The sequence below is a fragment of the Paenarthrobacter sp. NPDC090520 genome (assembly GCF_044769205.1).
GTDB lineage: Bacteria > Actinomycetota > Actinomycetes > Actinomycetales > Micrococcaceae > Arthrobacter.
Window position 1 is genome coordinate 208067 of sequence record NZ_JBIVXM010000008.1, and the last position, 19310, is coordinate 227376.

Annotated in this window: 15 protein-coding genes; 10 read left to right on the forward strand and 5 right to left on the reverse strand. The window is 58.2% G+C overall.

The window, feature by feature from the left end:
• Positions 1-8: 8 nt before the first annotated feature.
• Together ACIQTZ_RS12515 and ACIQTZ_RS12520 are read right to left on the reverse strand one after the other, a co-directional pair.
• Positions 9-920 carry a transporter substrate-binding domain-containing protein gene (locus ACIQTZ_RS12515; protein ID WP_402981068.1) on the reverse strand — a complete coding sequence of 304 codons (912 nt, stop codon included), beginning with the start codon at positions 918-920 and terminating at the stop codon, positions 9-11.
• A 998-nt stretch (positions 921-1918) separates the two neighbouring features.
• Complete coding sequence (locus ACIQTZ_RS12520) at positions 1919-3070, reverse strand: hypothetical protein (protein WP_402981071.1); 1152 nt, start codon at positions 3068-3070, stop codon at positions 1919-1921.
• Positions 3071-3618: 548 nt separating this feature from the next.
• Between ACIQTZ_RS12520 and ACIQTZ_RS12525 the strand changes: the two genes are divergently transcribed.
• From ACIQTZ_RS12525 to ACIQTZ_RS12540, 4 genes are all read left to right on the forward strand, one after another.
• The gene (locus ACIQTZ_RS12525) at positions 3619-4296 is read left to right on the forward strand and encodes a hypothetical protein (protein WP_402981074.1); all 678 of its coding nucleotides are present in this window, start codon (positions 3619-3621) and stop codon (positions 4294-4296) included.
• Positions 4297-4443: 147 nt separating this feature from the next.
• Positions 4444-5196, forward strand: a complete 753-nt coding sequence (locus ACIQTZ_RS12530; protein WP_402981076.1) for a hypothetical protein — start codon at positions 4444-4446, stop codon at positions 5194-5196.
• A gap of 86 nt (positions 5197-5282) precedes the next feature.
• A complete protein-coding gene (locus tag ACIQTZ_RS12535) occupies positions 5283-5918 on the forward strand; it encodes a helix-turn-helix transcriptional regulator (RefSeq protein WP_402981079.1) in 636 nt (211 codons plus the stop codon).
• A gap of 14 nt (positions 5919-5932) precedes the next feature.
• Positions 5933-6481 carry a hypothetical protein gene (locus tag ACIQTZ_RS12540; protein WP_402981082.1) on the forward strand — a complete coding sequence of 183 codons (549 nt, stop codon included), beginning with the start codon at positions 5933-5935 and terminating at the stop codon, positions 6479-6481.
• 604 nt (positions 6482-7085) lie between these two features.
• On the opposite strand, the gene ACIQTZ_RS12545 is transcribed toward ACIQTZ_RS12540, so the two are convergent.
• Positions 7086-7580, reverse strand: a complete 495-nt coding sequence (locus ACIQTZ_RS12545) for a hypothetical protein (protein ID WP_402981085.1) — start codon at positions 7578-7580, stop codon at positions 7086-7088.
• An 821-nt stretch (positions 7581-8401) separates the two neighbouring features.
• Here ACIQTZ_RS12545 and ACIQTZ_RS12550 point away from each other — a divergent pair.
• On the forward strand, positions 8402-9193 hold the full coding sequence (locus tag ACIQTZ_RS12550; protein WP_402981088.1) for an alpha/beta fold hydrolase: 792 nt from the start codon (positions 8402-8404) through the stop codon (positions 9191-9193).
• A 682-nt stretch (positions 9194-9875) separates the two neighbouring features.
• On the opposite strand, the gene ACIQTZ_RS12555 is transcribed toward ACIQTZ_RS12550, so the two are convergent.
• Positions 9876-10499 (reverse strand): hypothetical protein, encoded by a 624-nt coding sequence (locus ACIQTZ_RS12555; RefSeq protein ID WP_402981091.1) that lies wholly within the window; start codon positions 10497-10499, stop codon positions 9876-9878.
• A gap of 684 nt (positions 10500-11183) precedes the next feature.
• On the opposite strand from ACIQTZ_RS12555, the gene ACIQTZ_RS12560 reads away from it, so the two are divergent.
• The 3 genes from ACIQTZ_RS12560 (at position 11184) to ACIQTZ_RS12570 (ending at position 15483) form a co-directional block, all read left to right on the forward strand.
• Positions 11184-12080 (forward strand): alpha/beta hydrolase, encoded by an 897-nt coding sequence (locus ACIQTZ_RS12560; RefSeq protein WP_402981094.1) that lies wholly within the window; start codon positions 11184-11186, stop codon positions 12078-12080.
• A 570-nt stretch (positions 12081-12650) separates the two neighbouring features.
• Positions 12651-14018 (forward strand): MFS transporter, encoded by a 1368-nt coding sequence (locus ACIQTZ_RS12565; RefSeq protein ID WP_402981097.1) that lies wholly within the window; start codon positions 12651-12653, stop codon positions 14016-14018.
• A 787-nt stretch (positions 14019-14805) separates the two neighbouring features.
• Positions 14806-15483 (forward strand): GntR family transcriptional regulator, encoded by a 678-nt coding sequence (locus ACIQTZ_RS12570; RefSeq protein ID WP_402981100.1) that lies wholly within the window; start codon positions 14806-14808, stop codon positions 15481-15483.
• 58 nt (positions 15484-15541) lie between these two features.
• On the opposite strand, the gene ACIQTZ_RS12575 is transcribed toward ACIQTZ_RS12570, so the two are convergent.
• A complete protein-coding gene (locus tag ACIQTZ_RS12575) occupies positions 15542-16480 on the reverse strand; it encodes a helix-turn-helix domain-containing protein (RefSeq protein WP_402981103.1) in 939 nt (312 codons plus the stop codon).
• A 177-nt stretch (positions 16481-16657) separates the two neighbouring features.
• Here ACIQTZ_RS12575 and ACIQTZ_RS12580 point away from each other — a divergent pair, with 177 nt between their 5' ends.
• Together ACIQTZ_RS12580 and ACIQTZ_RS12585 are read left to right on the forward strand one after the other, a co-directional pair.
• Positions 16658-17602, forward strand: coding sequence for an alpha/beta hydrolase (locus tag ACIQTZ_RS12580; protein ID WP_402981106.1), 945 nt, complete (start codon positions 16658-16660; stop codon positions 17600-17602).
• Between the two features lie 372 nt (positions 17603-17974).
• Positions 17975-18766, forward strand: a complete 792-nt coding sequence (locus ACIQTZ_RS12585) for an SDR family NAD(P)-dependent oxidoreductase (protein ID WP_402981109.1) — start codon at positions 17975-17977, stop codon at positions 18764-18766.
• Positions 18767-19310: the final 544 nt, after the last annotated feature.

Consider the following 19310-nt stretch of genomic DNA (forward strand, 5'->3'; position numbering starts at 1 on the left):
GGAGGCTTTTACTTGGCAACCGCTGCGAGGTCGAGCCCTACCTTTTCCACTTCGTTCTCGGCCAATCCCCATTTGGCCATGATCTCGCCTAGCTTGCCCGTTGCCTGCAGCTCTTCGAATGCTTTGAGAACGACTTCTGTCAGCTTGGAGTCTTTTGCGAAGAAGGAACCCTGCCGCAGGTTTTCAAAGCCGTTGGCTTCACCTTCACCGGCAAGTTCAAAAGCCCCCCCACTCTTCTCCTTGTAGTAAACCAGGCTGGCGCGTGACGAGAAGTATCCATCGGCACGTCCAGATTGCACAGCCAGAATTGCTGCGTTGGCGTCTTCGAAGGAACGTACTTCGATCGGCTTAGGGCATGCTGCACTCGCCTTCTTGACCACTGATTCTGCCGAGCCGCCTGCGAGAACAGCAACAGTATGCCCACAAGCAGTACTGAGTCCTGCAATCCCCGCGGGATTGCCCTTTGGTACCAGGAACACCACAAACTCTTGAATCCAGTCCACGAATGTGAAGTTTTCCCGTGTGGTGGCATTGTCGGCATAAGGGCCCAATCCGAAGTCGTAGCGACCACTTTGTATTCCAGTAACCGCTCCACTGAACGCGGGGACGATTTCAGTCTTTACGGTCACGCCAAGAATGCCCGAGAGCACCTCGGCGACCTCGATGGAAGCTCCCTTTACGGTCTTGCCGTCTTCTTCTTCGATGACATACGGGGCAAACGGGATCATGACTGCATCAAGGGTCTTGCTGGAGCGGACTTCTTCGGGGAGGGCGTCATGTAGCTGCTGATTCAATTGTCCACCCGACGAACTGGATTGATCGCTTCCGCTCGGGTCAGTAGCTGTCGATCCGCAGCCGCTGAGCAGCAGAGCCAGCAGGCCAAGACTTGCTCCAAGCGGCAGAAAGGGGCGTGACTTCATGTGGGCTCCTGCGTAGGGGTGGGGTAAGTGATGTAGGTAACTAGCTTGAGCTACATATAACAGCAGTTACATCATTATCCGCAAGAGAGAATATGAACTTTTTGTTACATGACTACAAGCCCGTTCTCTGGCCCACCCTCGCGGTGGATTGTGGCAAACGGCCGCCACTTTGAGGATATTCGGGATCTATGTTCCGTTGGAGGAGAACTCGTTAGCCCCTGTTGGAACAGTCTCTTGGAGGTGCTTTCCGGTTTCGAAGTCAGCCATCCGATCGGGATGCCTTGCTGCCGTGTTCTATGGCTTGGTTCCTGAACCTCAGTTGGCAGGGCTGTCGGACGGCGGTGAAGAATTTCACCCGCGATGCCTACAGATCCCGGTGGCAAGCCGGGACGCGCGGCTGCCTCCCTGACACCTATGAAAACCAGACCACACCAGTCGGCAACTGTGTAGGTGCCGTGCGCGCCGTCGGTGAACCAACCGGGTTCGTTGAGGGTCCGGATGATGTCCCGGGATTGTTCGAAGAAGATCCCTCCCATGTCGCGGCTCAGTCGGCGGCCGGGAACGCCCGTCCCGCAGCAAAGTAGCCGGCACGGCTAACCATCGTTTAATAGGCGAATCTCTCGCCTAGTGACGCCTCGTCCGGAACGTCGATAACGGATATTCCGTCAAGCTGGAGAGTGGGTGAGCTTTGGAGTGTGCTGTCAGAACTTGCCGCGGCAACCGGGTCCGACAGGCCATCAGCGTTGCCAAGTGCCGGTGACGCGGCTGCGCCAACCGTCCCATTTGGGCCCGAACACTGTGTTTCCATGCAGGGTGCCCGGCGGGAGGGGATGGCATCGATCGCTTTCGCCAACGTCAGGGAAATGGGCGGACGAAGCGACCGCGGATACTATCCACGGCGTCAGTGTAGGCGCGCGGGGCGTCATCGTTCCTGGCTGCCTTGAAAAAAGAACCCCAACCTGATCCGAGGACCAGATCAGGTGGGGTTCTGCGTTTGATTAGGCTGCTTCACTCAGAGGCTGCGGCTCGACGCGCCAACTGCGCACCGGCAGGCTAGGTACGCGACGCCATGATGCGCGGCATTTGTCGCACTCGATGATCACATCGTGTTCCCGGAATCCGGGCGTGTTGTCATGTTCTTCAACGATCAGCCCCCGGCCGCAAGGGCAGAGGTGTTCATACCTCTCGATCGTCCCGGGACCCGCTCCCCACCCGGAAGTGTCTTCTTTGCTGCTGGTGATGCGCTCTGTGCGGAGGCTCATGTCCCCGCGCAGCTCCGGTTTCGCGATGCGGGACCACTCAACGATCGCTTCCAGCGCTGAGTCGAAGGCTTCGGGCACGGCTGAAAGCTCCCGGAGGATGTCCAGCAGATCCTGTGCAGTGACAGCGATGCGGTGGTAGCTGCCCTCGACGCCGGCGGAGTAGTCGCCGGCCAGATCGCCCACAACATCATCGCGGCCTGCCTGTTGCATCAGCCACTCGTGGAACGGGTAAACCTCCGTCGACGGCTCCGGCTTCTCCCAGCGGCCAAGAACAAGCTGGCCGGCCGCATGCTGCTCAAGGGCCGTCCTCAGGTGCCTGAGTCCCGCGGGCCGGTGATGGTGGCCTTTGGGTTGGCGTTCTTCAATGACGATGCGCCTGACGTAGGCATGCTCTTGTTCAGACACACCTACCAGGAGGTTTAGGCCGCCGTCTTCGACCATAGGAAGTCCCAGCGCAGCTGCCGCCCAGATGATGCGGCCGTTGGAGACGGAGTGGCAATGCGGCTTCAGGAATTTCTCCGCCGTGTGTTTCAGTGAGTAGCTGCTCACCGAGGGGGTTTCGCCCGCACTGATTGGGGTGAACATCCGCAGGAATTCGATGATCAGGGCCAGCTCGACATAGTCGCTGGTCTGGTCGAAGCTCCACTGAGTATCGGCATAGAAGCCGGCCTCGCCGAGTACCCATTCACCGCCGTCTGCACCAATCAGCGGGTGGTTTTTGAGGGTGTTGATCAGCCGCCTGGCGCTGATTCGCTCTCCCAGGAGGCCCTGGGCCAGCGGCGATTCGATCTGGCGCAACGCGGTGGTGTAGTTCGAGCCGGTCAGCTCTTTCCAGGCTCGCGCGTCCTGCTGGACCTTACGGTCACGGTCGTTGTTGTTGGAGTTCATCTCGATCTCATATCCGGGCATACACCCCGCGTCTGCAAGCCCTAGAGAGAGGTGTCTCGGGTGTTGCGATTCTGGATCTGTAGCAGTTGTCTTCGTTGTCGTCGCCACGCGGGGGGCCGGACTCAGAGGGTGGCGGACCAGACCGCCACTAATCATCTTACCATCCAAACCTGTGAGTTTGCTGTGCGTCTACTGAGGGCTCAAAAAAGAAAGACGCCTGCGTGGACTGGGCAGGGCTTCTTCGTGGGCGAATGAGGAGTTTAGTTGTCCCCTGGTGGTTATCCACAGATCTGCCGGCAAATTCGAGCAGCGCAGTTATCCACAATATGCCACAGTCGTGTAGGAAAATCTGTGGATAAGATGTGGAAAGAGTGTTGATAACTTTCAACATGAGATTATTGGCCTGTTGAAAACCAAGTAATCGTCCAGAACTACAGTGTTGATGTTTCCTACACGAGAAACACGGGTGGGTGTTCTGGTTGCACATGTGTACGGACCTGCGTGTAAGCTGAATCGGGTGGTTGAACCGAATGCTGGCAGGAGGTGACGTGGTGGAAGCTTGGACGGATCTTGCCAAGAAGGACGCTCAAGAGCGCTTGGATCAAGTTGAACGTAGACGAGCCGCATACCGCAGCAAGCTGGCAGAGCTGGATTCGGAGGCTGCTGAGCTCAGTAGCTTTCTGTCGGTGGTCGAGAAAATGGGCAACGAACAGTACTGGAAGTCGCTTCTCGAGGCAACCTCAGTAGAGGACATGGCATCCTCCGAGGGTAGGCTTCACGCCCTTCAAGCTGATCTACGCAACGTTGGCCGGATGCTGTCCAAGGACGCCTCACCCGAGCCAATGCTTACCCAGCGCTTCAGCGACGAGTTGCCGGATCTACCGCCGGCCTTGGGCGTCAGCCGGCAGCCCGACAAGACCAATACTTCCTATCGAATCGCCGCCCTCATGATGCTCAACCATGAGTCAATGACATACGAGGACGTATGGCGGGAATTCCGGCGAAGGGGTTGGGTGGATCCTACCTGGACCAAGCCGCAAGCCGCCATACGACAGGCCATGCGACGCACGGTTCAGTATGGGTGGACGTCAAGAATCGGCTCTAACGTATATCGATACGATTTCTCGACTGCAGATGCGAGAGAGAAAGGCCAGGGGCCTACGGTTGATCATGACGACACCGCCCCCACAGCTGATCTCGCAGTTAGCGAGGGGGAGAGCCGATGAGTACTCGGCGGAAGTCAGGCTGCCAGGATCTTCAAGCCTGCCACCACAGCATTCATTGGCTAGGATCGCGCACCACCGGGCCGCAGATGCCCCGATCATCCCAAGTCAATAATCAGCAGGCCGTTTTCGTGATGATCGGGGGTTCACTTGGCCGAGGATGATTGGTCTCATACTGACAAGGAGTGGCGTGAGACGTTTGAAATCGCCAAGGGCTTGGGGTGGTCATGCGAGAAGACCAACAACCACAACATCCGGTACCTGAAGTGCCCTGACTTTGTCTGCCAAATTCTTGTCTATTCCACTGGCGGTGGGAGTACAGAGAATGTCGCTCGTGGCGCACGCAAGAAGGTGCGGGCATGTCCTCACCGCAGCATTGAGTCGCCTTTGGCCGCCGTGAGCGAGCTGCTGGTCAACGCCGACAGGTTGCTTACCGCCGCTGAAGCCTTGGTGACTCAGGGGCAAGAGAACCTCCGGATGGAAGAGGCGCTGGAACTGGCCGACTTCGCCGATGCCTTGATTGATGAAGCCGAATGTGAACTGGCAAAGGTGTCGGCGCAAGATGAAAGTGGTGAGATGTCGTCATCCGTCGAGCGAAAGCTGGCGGAGGCGATGGACAAGCATGATCGCGGCCAAAAAGTGAAGACGGAGGCTGCCGCCGTCTTCGACGGTGCCGCCGAGCGGCTAAAGGCCGCTGAGCGGATCGTCGAAAATGTACTACGTCCCGAAGAACTCGATCTTCCTCCGGAGAAACTGGTTCGTTCTGTAGATTCAGGGCTGAGGCGAGCAGATCTCGATTTGCGCAAGTTGCCGCAGGCCAACCCCACCGTCGCTGCGATGTCGGAGCGCGTCGCACAACTGAAAACCAAATGCGACACAGTGCGCCTCCAACTGCCCGCGTAACGAGTTTGCATCTCTAAGAAGCTGTGAGTTGGCAGTTGTCAACTGACTGTGCGATAGTCAGGAAACAAGAACAAAGGGGACGGAACATGGAAGTAGCGCTGCGCCTCAAAAATCTAGATCTAACCAACGAAGCAGTTCTCGAGAAGATCGGGGATAGCTTTCAAGACGTCATGTGGTCGACTACCGCAGGTCTAACCACGGCCACCGTATACGTTGATCGCGAAGATGCGGCCAATCAAGTATTGGCATACGTCCGTAGGTTCGAAGCGAACTTTTCGGGTGTCAAAACCTTGGGCGTGCATCGAGATTTAGTCGGGGCATCGGACATCGCTCTGCGTACAGGTCTAAGTCGCGAAGGCGTTCGTAAGTGGGCTGCTGCACGCAACTTTCCGGCGCCATTCGACGTCGTCGGATCAAAGGATTCAAATCTCTGGATTTGGTCCGAAGTAGTTCGGTGGCTGATGGACGAACGCGGACTCAACATGGATGAAGATTTGCCTGACGTTGAGTTGATGACTCAAATCGATAATTGCATCATGCGCAATCCAGACCACACGACTATGCGTTGGCATCAACTTGCTCCAAAGCCCGTGCTGGCTCAAAGGCCACTTTTCCAAAACGTACAACCGGCTGTCCGTATTTCTGCGGGCGGCCACCCCCAGGAGGTCGGCAGAGAATTCTACGACCTCGTGGCGGTGGCCGCCCCAGCGTACGTGCACTAAAACGGAGTGAAAATTTGTCTCTACTGAATATTCTTCACGAGGTCACTGATCAATCTGTTTCTCCTGAAGACGTCGCTTCCGTGGTGGCCGTCACCGAACCGATAGAAATTCGTCTTGACGAAGTTCATGCGGGCCCTGTTGTTTCTGCACGCACGGAAATGCAGGTTTCCTTGGGTAAAGGTGAACCTGGTTATGCATACCTCGACGACGAAGAGGTGCTACTAGTTCGACTTGAGCACAACCTCAGCTGCTTCGAGTCGTCTAATCCGACTGCGGCGACGGAAATTAGCGCCCACCACATTGCCGCATTTAAGGTTGTTGGGGAGATCGATGTTACTCCCGCGGTTCTGGCTGCTTGGATTGAAACGAACGTATACTTCATCGCATATCCATATGTGCGGCAGTTCTTTACTCAAATAACATCATCCCTTGGGCTACCCCCGGTAGTCTTGGGCTATATCAAGCGCGCAGATTGGCCGTTCGCCGACCAGGATGTCGATGACCAGGTGACCAAACCTCTTGACGGGTCGCAGAGTCTTGAATCAGACAAGTCTCCGTTGTGACGGGCTCTGACCAGCAAGACTTGCGAAGTACCAGCGGAGGACGGTACCTCGCTTCGTTGCGTTGTACACGAGTTTATCGACGTCCGGCTCCCGTGGTGTGTCAGCCGTATGTTGGGGGCACAGGATTTTCTGAGGTGTCCCTAATAACACCGCCACTTTGATAGACACCATGGAGGAGTCACCTGGTGAAGACCTCGCGGTGGCTAAGTTCAGCGGGCAAATGGGTTCGAACCCGGGATGTATCCGAGTCGGTGAAGGGTTTGTCGCACGCGGTGCCAACAAACGTATTCAAGGACTCATCGAAGCAAACGGCCGGTCAGAAGCCGTCGCGCCGTCATCCGTGCGCAGAGCGCAGCCCCACGTCACCAGCGAAATCTCCGCGAGGCCATCTGACGACAAAATCCGCGGGATTATGGGGCGTTTCGGCAGATCCCAGCAATCCTGTCGTGAGGCAAAAATCGCAGGTCAGCACAGCATTAGGGGAGATGCAGCAGGCGTTTCCCGCATCCTCCCGATGTGCACCAACCGCACTCAGAGTCATTACTAGTGGCGTCTCTGCAGATTGAAGGTGGGCGTATTCCTCGCTATGAAGAGGGTCGTTCAGTTACTTCGGTGGCCATGGCCCGTCGAGGAGCTGCCTCGCTTCATCGGCGATTAGCTGACCGATATCGTTTCGGCTGATGTTCCAAGACGGCACCCATTCTTCCCACTCGCTCATTAGGCCTACGAAGGGCCGGAGCGAGTCGGGATATCCAAGTTCGTTCCACCCCTCCCACCAGATGATGCGAGCCGCGTACTCAGGTCTCAGGTCCCCGTCTACCAGCGCCTGGCAGAGCCATCGGACCAAGTTCCAGCGTTCTGGCGTGGTCTTTGCGGGTGTCGGCGGTGCAATGTTCAATTCGTTCACGACTGCGTTGAACAGATCATGTGCCTCGCCTTCCTCCCGTCGCGTAAGACCGGCAAGGAGTGGCAGCGATGGAGAATCTACGCCATCCAACAGTGCGCTGAGAGCCGTTGCAATCAAAACGTCCGCGCCCACAATTTCCTCGTAGAGCGATTCCCGGATGGCAAGCACGCGGAGATCGTTTGTATGCGTCATAGGACGAGTGTCGCAGAGTGCGTGACCGCGTCGACGTTAAAGCGCGGTTCGGGCTTTGGTTCGTCGGTTGACGTAGAAACCAGTCAAAAACTTGAATCAATGATTCATCAGATGCATCATCACGGCAAAACCGCAGGTCAGGGTCGCTTCTAACGACGTCATCCACGCGCAGAACATCACACCAGTCCATCAGGAAGATCTCCGGGCGAGACCAACTGGCCGCCGAAATTCCGCGTAACCACGGGGTGAATCAGCAACTCCCGGCAGGATTAGGGGATGGGGCGAATTGATTCATCTGATGAGATACGCAGAGTACTACTTTACATAACGTGCATTATCGGCTTTCAAACAACGGGAGTGGAAGTAGCTGCGAGAACTCCCGCCCATCAACGATTCCGACGTTTCGCAGGTCGCGCCCACTTACGGCTGCGGGTTTCGTGCATGAGATGCATGCCCCACAGCGCCCTGCGTGGTTGTTCGAATGTTCCAGAAGCGCGAACTGTAGATGACCGGGAGGACCTGCAACCTGGTCATCGCAGGGACCAGAAGAGTTACGCGAGTCGGAGCATCCAAAGAATACTTGCCGACGTGGGCAGTTGTTCTTGTCGGATACCTCTTGTCGTCCTGGTGGATTTGGACATCATGATTGATCGGGACGCGGTTGCTTGGGCCCCGACTCGGACCGCTGTTCGATTTCACCAACCGGTGACCGGCTGGCTTGCCATAAGCCTCGGTCTTCTCTAGTTACTTGGAGAACGTCGCGATGTTATAATATAATACAAAGTAGCAAATAAGATTCGGTTTCTATGGAGAAGCGCGCAGTGAGCGAACACACCCTTACCGTCGACGGTGCCGTCCTCTCGTATGATGACCGAGGATCGGGTCCCGTTGTCATCGTCGCTCATGGCCTGACCATGAGCCGCGCCGCGGATCGAAAACAGGGGCTGGCCGCCTTCGAGGAACTTATCAAGGACGGCTTCCGCGTGATCTCGTACGACGCGCGCGGTCATGGCGAGTCGACCGGACGCTCCGAGCCTGCTGATTACCTATGGAGCAGGCTCGCCGACGACCTGCTCGCCCTTGCCGACGTCGTCTCCCCCACTGCGCCGGTGCATGCTGTCGGGACCTCCATGGGCACGGGTACGATCCTGCATGCTCTCATACGCCGACCGCAGCGGTTCCGGTCGGTCGCGCTTACCGCGCCCCCGACGGCATGGGGAACCCGACCTGCTCAGCAGGAGATGTACAAGGGTTTAGCGGTCGCGGCCGAGACTCTACCCCGCGATGAGTTCGCAGCCCTGAACTCCGCTGCTCCTGCGCCCCCGATCTTCGCCGAGATCTGGGAACCTCGCGAGCCGAGCATTGACATGGCATTGTTCCCCTCGGTGATGCGTGGTGCCGGCCGCAGCGATCTGCCCGCTGAGGAGGAAGTCACTGGGATCACGGTGCCGGTCCTGCTGTTGGCCTGGGCTACCGACCCGGCCCACCCTGTTTCCACAACCGAGAAACTGCACACACTCCTCACCGTATCTGAGGCCGTTGTTGCCGAGGACGTGGCGTCCATCAGGATGTGGCCGTCCCGCGTGGCCAACTTCTTCACAAAGCATTCCTGACGGACCGATCCCCTGCCCTGACTGATAAGGGTCCAGCTATAAAAATGCTTGAGGGTAGGCATGAAACGGTTATTAATCCCAGTGGCATCGCGAACCGTGATGGACGACTAGCAGATGCTGATCGTCAGAATGGCGACGGCCCCCGTAGACCCACAGGTTACTCGCCAGGGCTGACCTGAGTGTTGGGGCCAGCTGAGCGAATAGTGGCCACCAGTTGACAGTAGCCCGTGACGGTCGCGGCAATGGCGACCGGTGCCCCGCTATCCCGGGCTGGGGCTTGGGCAGGCTCGGGCAAATGTGGACTGAGTTGTGCCGGATGGTCAAGGACCACACCATCCGAGAGGACTGGTAAGACCAGGGCTATGATCCTTGTCGCGATGCGTGGGCATTCGACAGCGGCTGCGCGCTCAAGGAGTCTCTGTTAACGATGACCGGTTGTCCGGAGGCCTACGTAACGGGACATTGACGTAGTTTGCGGGAGCCGATGAGCCACGTTAAGGAATGCTTGACGTTTGTGGTTGAAATCGGGGGCCGTCCGCTCAGAGGTACAAATGCGCAACCAGGGCGCTGACGCCAGGAGCGAAAGTCGGCCTCGACCTGTTTGTCAGGTCGAGGCCGACTGCAGTGCTTTGGGCAGGCTTTCTGCCACACGACGCTTTCGGGCGTAGCAGGAGTCGCGCTACTAAAATATGTGCTGGTGTGCCTCGTCATCCGTACTATACGGTCCCCCGACCCATTCGTCCGTTGGCCCGATCAATGCGAACACATGAGGGGAGGTACGAGTGCCATCAGGCAACTCATAGGTCGCTGTACCAAGGAAAACTCCATCATCGACTTTTCGGAGCTCATCGTAGAGGGTCATCCCCGAATACACAGCGTTGTAGTCGAGCACGAAACAAGGTTTTCCGTCGATGATGGAGTCTTCGATGCGAGTAGTCATTCGGAGGTTACGTTCGACACGACCACCCGGATAGCGCCAGCGGTTGTAGCCTTCGCCGAGATTGTCATCAAGCGGGCGGAAGGCTTTACCGAGCCAATATCCGACTGGCGACGCCTCGTCGAACATGAGCGAGCCCCTTCCCTGGGGGTCGGGGATGAAGCCCGCGTAGTGGCCGTTCATCTCGTCCAGCGTAGGTGAGGGCAACTTGCCCCAAAGTTCAAGAGCCTGCGGTTGGGTAAGCGAGAGGAGTCCCTCCAAGGTTCCTTTTCCGGTACCGATCGGCATCTCGTTCAGCCTGGACTGATCCGTTTGAGTGGGCAGGCCCGCTGACGCAGTGTCTTCTGCGAGCTTATCGATCAGGGTCATTTCAATTTCCTTACTTTTGTCATTGCGATGTACTACGTCGGGTGAAGCTAGTTCCAGTGCAAATGCAGTACCTTTCAGGCCCTGCTCAAGACCTCAGCCTCGTACCGCCCAGACGCCGTTGCGATGGCGGCCAAGAAGCCACCTCTCTGCGCCGGCAAGGCTCCGGTCGACGCGCCTGTCGGGATCATGGCGGAGACCGCTTCGGACGGCCTCCCGATGGCTACGTGAATCATCTTTTTAACTGGTGAGACCCCTGCGACCGCCCTGCCGCCAAGCGGCTCCATTTGTGACCTCCGACGGGCCGTGCGGAACCGATGGTGGCGTATCTAAGACAACAGTGGGCACGTCGGTGAAGCGCGTGGCCGCTGGGCCCAAGCCCAGATGGCCCCTCCGGGCAGCTTCCGAGCACACTCCAAACGCCGGTCGGCCCTCTGCTCCCGGCCATCTTTGGGATGTCGCACTCATCGAGAATCCTCCATTGGACTCAGATCTTATTTGCTGCTGTTACGAATCAAATAATATCCTGTAGAGACCAAGATAGCGCAGGCTAGTCGTAAGTCAAGTGCCCTCGACGGTACCCAAGGGGTCCGGCGGGCATGCGCCGATGAAGGCCTTCGAATCCTCGCAGCGGAAGATCTTATAATATAAGATCTTCGGAACAATGATGTTTTAGGAGGTTTTCGGATGGAACGTCGGAATGTCGAGTTCGACAGTGATCAAGGAAAGGTCCGCGGGTGGTGGTACGCCGGATGCGGCAGGGGCGCCAGGCCGGTCATCGTGATGGCTCACGGCTTTTCCGGGGTCAAGGAACAGTACATGGACCGCTACGCCGAGGCTTTTGCTTCCGCGGGGCTTTCCGTTCTGGTTTTCGACCAACCCCATTTTGGTGCTAGCGACGGGCTGCCACGATACGAAGTTGATCCGGAACGACAGATTCGCGCATATCGGGATGCCGTAACGTTTGCCGTCCTTCAGCCAGACGTAGATCCCGGCCGTGTCGGGGTGTGGGGAACCAGTTTCAGTGGCGGCCATGCACTGCATGTGGCCGCTACTGATCGTCGCGTGAGGTGTGTGGTTGCTCAGACTCCGACCACGGATGGGCAGCAGGCGGCTCTTCGTCGAACTCCTGCACATTTGATGCCTGGTCTCTTGAAAAAGCTGGCCGAGGATCGCGCGGCTCGTTCCAGGGGCGAAAGCCCGGCAATGGTTCCGGTGACGTCTGATCGTGCAGAAGTCTCCTGCGCACTTGCTGGAGCGGAAGCTCACCGCTTCTTCGCCGAAACGGCAGACACTGCTCCATCGTGGTCCAACCAGGTGACACTGCGCAGCACTGAATATTCCCGCTCCTACGTTCCGTCGGCACTTATTGATCGCATCTCACCAACGCCCCTTTTGATGATCGTCGCCGACCAGGATCAGGTAACTCCCGTCGATCTGCAGCTGGAAGCCTATGGCCGGGCCCGTGAACCCAAAGAACTCAGGATGATACAAGGAGGGCACTTCACCCCCTACGTGACCCACTTCGCTGAGACATCGGCGGCCGCTGCCGACTGGTTCTCAAGCCACCTGGGACTTGGTTGATCACAAAGCAGCTGAGCATCGACCCGTTGAAGGGCAAGCACACTGCGAACATGGATGCCGCAAACCTGCAAGGTAAACGGCGCGATGGTACCGCTCCCCAATTCCCGAGGTAAAGCCGCTGCGGCCCGTGACATCGATGACTCGTGGACGTACCCCGATATCGCAATGGCCCGTGGAGACCCCGGAACTCGGAGGGGCCTTCACGGGCCGCGAGACGGAAGACTCAGTACGAAGCGGGCGCGAACGGCCGGCGAGGGGCGGCACACCGGGCAAATCTGCGCTGTTGGCTGGTGGAGGGCAGTCCCATATTGCGTTACTTCGCTCCCCCACGCCAGAAGACCGCTTCAAGGATGCAGCTCCGCAGCTTTTCCGGGCCCAGGCCCAGACAGGGATCATCCCTGCCTCGTGAGGCGCACAACTGTCGCCACTCTGGTCTGCTACAGATACCAACTACAGCTAGTAAAGTTCCGGTTTCTCTTGACAAGGAATTCGTCTGCTGTACCTTGGATTCTGGATCTTATTTGATTCTCCGTATCAAAGTATAAGATTCCTTTTCCAATGGAGGACACAATGACAACCATGACGCCCCAGCTCGACGCGAAGACGCGTCAGCTGAAGCTTCAATCGCTCCGATCAGCGCTGATCGGCAACGGCTTAGAATATTTCGACTGGACTGCCTACGCGGTCTTCTCTCCTTTCATCGCGGGTGCCTTGTTCGCCTCGTCCGACCCGACTTCGAGCCTCTTGCTCACCCTTGCCGTATTCGCGGTCTCGTTCATAATCCGCCCCATCGGAGGTTGGATCTTCGGCCGCATGGCCGACAAGCGTGGTCGCAAGGACGCCCTTGTGGCGTCGATGATTCTGATGGGCGTCGGAAGCCTGCTACTGGCACTCATCCCCCCTTACGCTTCAATTGGCATCACGGCTTCGGTGCTCCTACTCGTCGTCCGCCTCATACAGGGTCTCGCCTACGGTGGCGAGTCTTCTGCTGCATACGTTTACGTCAGTGAGCTCGCACCGGCATCCCGGAGAGGGCTTTGGTCAAGTACCATCTTCATGACCGTCACCCTTGGAGCGATCGCCGGAAGCGTGTTCGGATTCGGGTTGACGGCGCTTCTTCCCGTCGACGCGATGGCAGCCTGGGGTTGGCGTGTACCGTTCATTGTTGGCGCGTTACTGTCCATTTACGCACTCTGGCTGCGCCGGCGCTCGGTTGAAACCGAAGTAGGCTCCACCTTAAGCGCAGCTGAGGACTCTACTGCGGGTGACCCCGCGAGTGAGGCCTTGGCGGGAAGCGCCAAACGCGTCCTTGTTCTGCGTCTGCTCCGTCTCTTCTTCATCCTCGGAGCTACCAACGTAGCTTTCTACACCTGGCTCAGCTTCGCATCGACATATGCAATCAGTACATTGGGCATGGACAAGCAAGGGGCCTTCGCGGCCAGCCTCGGCGCGCAGGTTCTTTCGGTGGCACTCTTCCCATTCTTTGGCTGGCTTTCCGACCGCGTAGGCCGCAAACCCGTTGCCATCTTCGCGACAGCCGGATTCGCCGCGATAACGTTCCCCTTATCAGCTTTCCTGAACGTCAACCCATGGACGCTGTTCACGGCGCAGTTGATCGCCCTTGTGTTCTGGACAGCCGTTGGATCGGTGTGGCCCGCAGTTCTCGCCGAAGGCGTGACCCCCAGGGAACGGGCTGTCGGCCTCGGCATCACCACATCCCTGGCAGCGGGAATCTTTGGAGGCACGGCTCCGTACCTCAACACCTGGCTGACCTCCATGGGTTCAGGCTGGATGTTCTCAACCTACGTGGTGGTGATCATGGTGATTGCAACAGGCTTGCTGTTCACAATGCGAGAAACCCGGGGCATTGATCTGGCCACCATGGAACGCCCCGCTTCTGATTCGTCGGACCTTCGCCAGGAAAAGACTGTCGTGTGAACCACTCAGCGACCGCTTCGTCCGGACACTTTCAATGCGGCGTGCGAGCTGGATTGTGATCAGCTGATCGACAAGCTCCAATATCTGGGAAGTCCCAGCTGCCGGACAATTGCGGCCTCCCAAGTGACCTCTCCTAGCATCAGGGCCCATGGAGCTAACGCATCTGAAGCCGGCGCTGTTGCATCCGTTAACGGTGCGGACCGCAACGGATTTGCTCCGCGATGTTGCGACCCGCTTTAGCCCAACTTCCATAGGACTCGGCACGGTGGCCGTCAGCGTACTGCTGGCGGCCACTGTCATTCTCTGCCCGTACATGACCTTCTGCTAGGTTCAGGAGTTGTACCCCCTGGGAACGCGCTCCGTGTCGATGTCCTGAATGTATCTGCCTGCTTGGGGCTCAGTTTCAGCGACGAGCATGTACGTGCAGTGTCTGCTGGGCGGGCGGACGCCTTACCGGATGGGGCGGCGTGCTTCTTGGCGAGTTATGAATTCGTCAGCAGCTCGACCGCTACCAGGCGTCCGCCGAAGGCTCCTTGAGCCCGGAACCCTGTCCTCGTAGGCAACGAATCTGTTTCTTCTACATTTTGGCCATACTCCGTGCCGACACGGCAGGTGCTCTCCACCCATTTTGATCTATTGGGAGCAGCGACCCACCAATAATCAAATAAGATTGTTGCCGGATCCAAGAATCGGTAGCTAACCGCGAACGGTTGAGCGAGGCCGTGCGATGTGCGGGACTGCGCATCGTCCAGTGCATTACCGGATTCCGACAGGAGAATGGAGAGACATGGACAGGGTTGCCGAAGCATCCAGCAAGTCGCAGGGCGCTTACCGCCTGATTCTCGGGATGATCACCGAAGGCAGCCTCCCGGCTGGTGCACGAATCAACGTAGCTCAGCTTTCAGGCGAGCTCGATATGAGTGCCGTGCCTATTCGTGAGGCGCTAAAGCTCCTGGAAGCCGAGGGGCTCGTTGAGGTCTTGCACAATCAGGGCGCCCGGGTAGCTGCTTTCGACCCCGTGGAGTACAAGGAAGCGAGCGAACTGCACGCGGTCCTAGAGGCCTACGCAGCCCGCATCTCCCAGCCAACCCTTCCGAGTGGAACCATCGACGCTCTTCGACAGGCGAACCATGATTTGCGCGAAGCATTTCAGGACTTCGAACCTCATGCGTTCAGTGAGGCGTCTATCCGCTTTCACTCTCTTCTCTACGCGGGTTGCACAAACTCTGCCCTCATTGAGCTCCTAACGAAAGGCAGGCTGCGAATCGCTGCCATGCGATCAGCGCAGCTCGCGTTTACCCCGCGGCGAATGGAGATCTTGCTCCGGGAACACGACGAAATTATCGACATGCTTGAGTCGGGCGCGGATGGTGGGCAGCTGGAGGAAGCGCTTCGGGCGCATCAGATACTAAACTTGGAAGACACCCTCAGCAGGCGCGTGCAGTTAGCGAATCCTTTGTCCTAGCGTTCGCTTAGGAGCGAGGCCAGGCCGACTCGGCCCGCTTACCGAAAAAGTTTCCTCGTTAGTTGAGGACACGAATTTCGCTCGGTGCAACGCCGAAGTGGCGTTTGAAGGACCGGGAAAAGTGGCTCGGGTCACTGAACTGCCAGCGACGGGCAACCGAGCTGATACTGGATCCGCCGAGAATGTCATCGCGAGCAGCCACAAGTCGCTGGACACGAATTAATTCGGAGACGCTGAGCGGTGATTCTTCGAACGCCCGGTGAAGAGTTCTCAGGGAAACGCCCAAGGCTGCAGCGATTGGGGCGGGAGCCAGACCCGGATTTCGCAGATTCGCTTCGATGTAGCTTTGGGCTGCTCCCATGATGGCCTCTGGAGACGTAGCGCTAGGAGACGGCGACGCTTGGAGCGCTGCCGCTACGAGCTCCAGAGTGGCGTTGCGGACCGCGGGTATGGCACCGAGCGGGATGTCATCGATCCCTTGCGAGACGGATTCCAGATAGTGGGCGAGGAGCTTGATCGTGGGGGCCCGGTGATCCAGCACCCGGCCAGTCTGGAGTCGCCCACGGACGCCTACTTCAGCCAAGGTCGTCTTGGGCATGATCAGGGATCGCTTCTTGAGCCGTCCCCCCACTGCAAATGCAGCATCCGACTCAGAATCCCACACCACGACAGAGCCGGGAGTGAGGGAACATTGTTGTCCCGCCTGTTCAACAATTTCCTGACCGGAGATAGTCATCAACAGGACCAGGTAGGCATCGCTGCTCGCAGCAATCTCTTCCGGCCCTCTATGCCCCGAGGATGCATCGCATTCGCAATCAACGAGGAACAGGTCGCCAATGGCTCGCCGGCGAACCGACGCTGAGAATGTGGGCCCGTCCCACATCAGTTCATCGAGGGACCAATTGAGATGATTCTCGCTCAGCATCCGCCCCCATGATTCCTCGGCTACAGCTCGGGCATCTGTGGCGAAGCTCCATTCGCTGGGGTCACGATCCATCCTGGCACTCCTTTGTCCGCCTCATAATGCCATTGAAGACATGTGTGGCATGCAAAAACAATGTCGGCGTCCAAGGATGGCACGCAGATGCCAATCGTGGGCACGCTTCGTCATGGCATGCCGATGTGCCGCGAACTTAGTGTTGACCCCACTCAACGACGAGAGGAGAGCAGCCACATGGCAGCTACAGCAAAGCTCTATGGAGAAGACCGGCGCACCGATGTCGAGTTCGACTCAGATGGCGTCACCCTCCGCGGATGGCATTTCCGCCCTGACCGTTCAGACAGCACGGGCCCAGTGATAGTGATGTGCCACGGCTTCGCCGCCGTGAAGGAAATGTGGCTTGACCGCTACGCAGAAGCTTTTGCGAAGGCGGGCTTCCATGTCCTGTGCTATGACAACCGGAACCTTGGCGCTTCCGACGGCGAGTTGCGCGGCGAAATCAACCCCGCGCGTCAGATCGACGACTTTCGCAACGCGATCACTTTCGCCGAAACCCTTCCCGGTGTTGACCGGGAAAGAATCGGAATCTGGGGTTCCAGCTACTCAGGCGCGCATGTCCTCGTAGTCGCGGCCCAGGACCGCCGCGTGAAGGCCGTCTCAAGCCAGGTCCCCGTCATAGACGGCGAAGCCAACTTCCGTCAGCTTGTCCGTTCCGACTTCATCGATGGTGCCCGCCGGGGCTTTGAAGAAGATCGCCGCGCCCGTGCACGCGGAGAGGAACCCGGGATGATCGACGTCGTAAACGCCGATCCGATGGCACCAAGCGCCCTGCCCACCCCCGACTCCTGGGAATGGTTCAACAGCACTCACGAGCTACGTGCACCGTCCTTTGTCAACCAATGCACCCTGCGCAGCGTCGAACGGTTCTCCGAGTATCAGGTTGGCTCATACCTGCGCCTCATATCGCCCACACCACTGCTGATGTGTGTTGCACAGAATGACGTACTGACACCGACAAGGCTGGCATTGGAGGGCTACGGAGAAGCACTGGAGCCCAAGCGCCTTGCCGTCCTTCCAGGAGGCCACTTTGACGCCTACGTGGACGGGTTCGACGTCTCATCCTCCGTCCAGCTCGATTTCTTCCGAGAGCATCTCTTGAACGCAAAGGTGTTGCCGTGAGCGCAAGGAAACCGCAGAGCAAGACCTTCAATATCGCCTTCCTGTCCTCGGCATCGAAGGGCCAGCACTGAGCTGCTTGCCCACCCAAGGGACTCATCATGGCCCGGCCCTCCGGACCCGGGCCGAAATCACGGCCTGGCGGATTCAGTTCCGCCTCAAGCTCTGACGGTCGCGGATCGAAAAGCTGCCGACTGCAAGATCCAGTGCGAGATAACTAAATCGCAGGGGTCTGGGACGCCGACCTAAGGCACCACTGAACCCACCGGTTTCGCGCGAATTTTGACTCGATCTACATTCACTGCGCGCTGGTGCGCACCCCGGCTGCGGACCCGCCGCAGCCAATCCATCTACCGAAAAAAGGAAACCAGAGATATGACTAACAACAAGGTAGCCATCGTTACCGGCGCCAGCTCAGGAAACGGCCGGGCCATCGCCAAGAGATTGGCACAGGACGGGTTTACTGTCGTCTGCTCAGATCTCCATCCGGACGCCCGCCCCGGTGGGTACGAGGACGACGCGGATACGCCAACTCACGAAGCTATCGTCCGTAGTGGCGGACAAGCCACTTTCATCGCGGCGAACGCAACCAGTATGACCGAAATGACCAGTCTTGTCGGTGGTGCGGTGGACCAATACGGTCGTCTCGACGTCATGGTGAACAACGCTGGAATCTTCACCGGCCTCGCCACCATCGTTGATGAAAAGGAGGAAGACTTCGATAAGACCATTGCGGTCAATCTGAAAGGCGTCTGGATCGGCTCAAAGCTGGCCATCACCCAGTTCCTTAAGCAGGACGTCGTCGGTGACACCAGAGGAACGATTGTGAATATTGCTTCCATCGGCGGCCTTATAGGCCTGGCCCAGGAACCGGGCTACTGCGCCTCCAAGGGAGGCGTCGTCAATCTCACGCGCCAGCTCGCAGTGGACTTCGCAGCCGAACAGATCCGCGTCAATGCGGTCTGCCCCGGTTTCCTCGCCACCGCCATGGTCCGCCCGTTCCTGGACGATCCGGACCTTAACACCGGCCTGCACGCCCAATCGCCGTGGCCTAACCTCGGGACAGCAAACGACGTGGCACAGGCCGTGTCATTTCTCTCTAGCGAAGAATCCCGCTGGATGACAGGGTCATCCCTCACTGTTGACGGCGGCTTCACCGCCCGCTGACGGCAAAGGGCCTGCGGCGGCGCGTCCTCTCAGCCAGGCGCCGCCGCTTCACCGTTTCTGTTCGATTGAGCGGAACGGGCCCCGCCAAGCCCAAATACCGAACATTGATACTCCCCCGCCGATCATGGAGCGCTGGCCTGTCTTCCGGCCCCGCTCACGGGCAGACCCGGTAACGCGGTAGATGCATATGCAGCCGGATAGATAAAACTAAATAACCCGCATCTCGAAGGTCCCGGGTATGAAACCGGAGTTCCCGCACTACCAGTTCCGCGGAGGCATCGACTCCCCCATCTAGCTGTGAAGGCAGCATGAGTCGGCTCCGACAAATGCAACACTGATCGTGGACTGCTACTCCTTGAAGCTTGTCGATAGCAACTTCAAGAAATAGCCGCTTATCGTATTCTCTAACTGAACGCCGTCCCGCGCGTAAACGTGTATGGAGGACGGCACTAGTGTCGCGTGTCTGAAGTAGTTAAGCGGTTGGCTTTGGCGAGGATTTGTTCTGGGGTTTTGGTCCAGATGAAGGGGTGGGACCGGTCGTTCC

Coding starts and splice junctions, on each gene's coding strand:
- ACIQTZ_RS12515 (WP_402981068.1), bottom strand. CDS start 920: ATGAAGTCACGCCCCTTTCTGCCGCTTGGAGCAAGTCTTGGCCTGCTG.
- ACIQTZ_RS12520 (WP_402981071.1), bottom strand. CDS start 3,070: ATGAACTCCAACAACAACGACCGTGACCGTAAGGTCCAGCAGGACGCG.
- ACIQTZ_RS12535 (WP_402981079.1), top strand. CDS start 5,283: ATGGAAGTAGCGCTGCGCCTCAAAAATCTAGATCTAACCAACGAAGCA.
- ACIQTZ_RS12545 (WP_402981085.1), bottom strand. CDS start 7,580: ATGACGCATACAAACGATCTCCGCGTGCTTGCCATCCGGGAATCGCTC.
- ACIQTZ_RS12555 (WP_402981091.1), bottom strand. CDS start 10,499: ATGACCCTGATCGATAAGCTCGCAGAAGACACTGCGTCAGCGGGCCTG.
- ACIQTZ_RS12560 (WP_402981094.1), top strand. CDS start 11,184: ATGGAACGTCGGAATGTCGAGTTCGACAGTGATCAAGGAAAGGTCCGC.
- ACIQTZ_RS12565 (WP_402981097.1), top strand. CDS start 12,651: ATGACAACCATGACGCCCCAGCTCGACGCGAAGACGCGTCAGCTGAAG.
- ACIQTZ_RS12570 (WP_402981100.1), top strand. CDS start 14,806: ATGGACAGGGTTGCCGAAGCATCCAGCAAGTCGCAGGGCGCTTACCGC.
- ACIQTZ_RS12575 (WP_402981103.1), bottom strand. CDS start 16,480: ATGGATCGTGACCCCAGCGAATGGAGCTTCGCCACAGATGCCCGAGCT.
- ACIQTZ_RS12580 (WP_402981106.1), top strand. CDS start 16,658: ATGGCAGCTACAGCAAAGCTCTATGGAGAAGACCGGCGCACCGATGTC.
- ACIQTZ_RS12585 (WP_402981109.1), top strand. CDS start 17,975: ATGACTAACAACAAGGTAGCCATCGTTACCGGCGCCAGCTCAGGAAAC.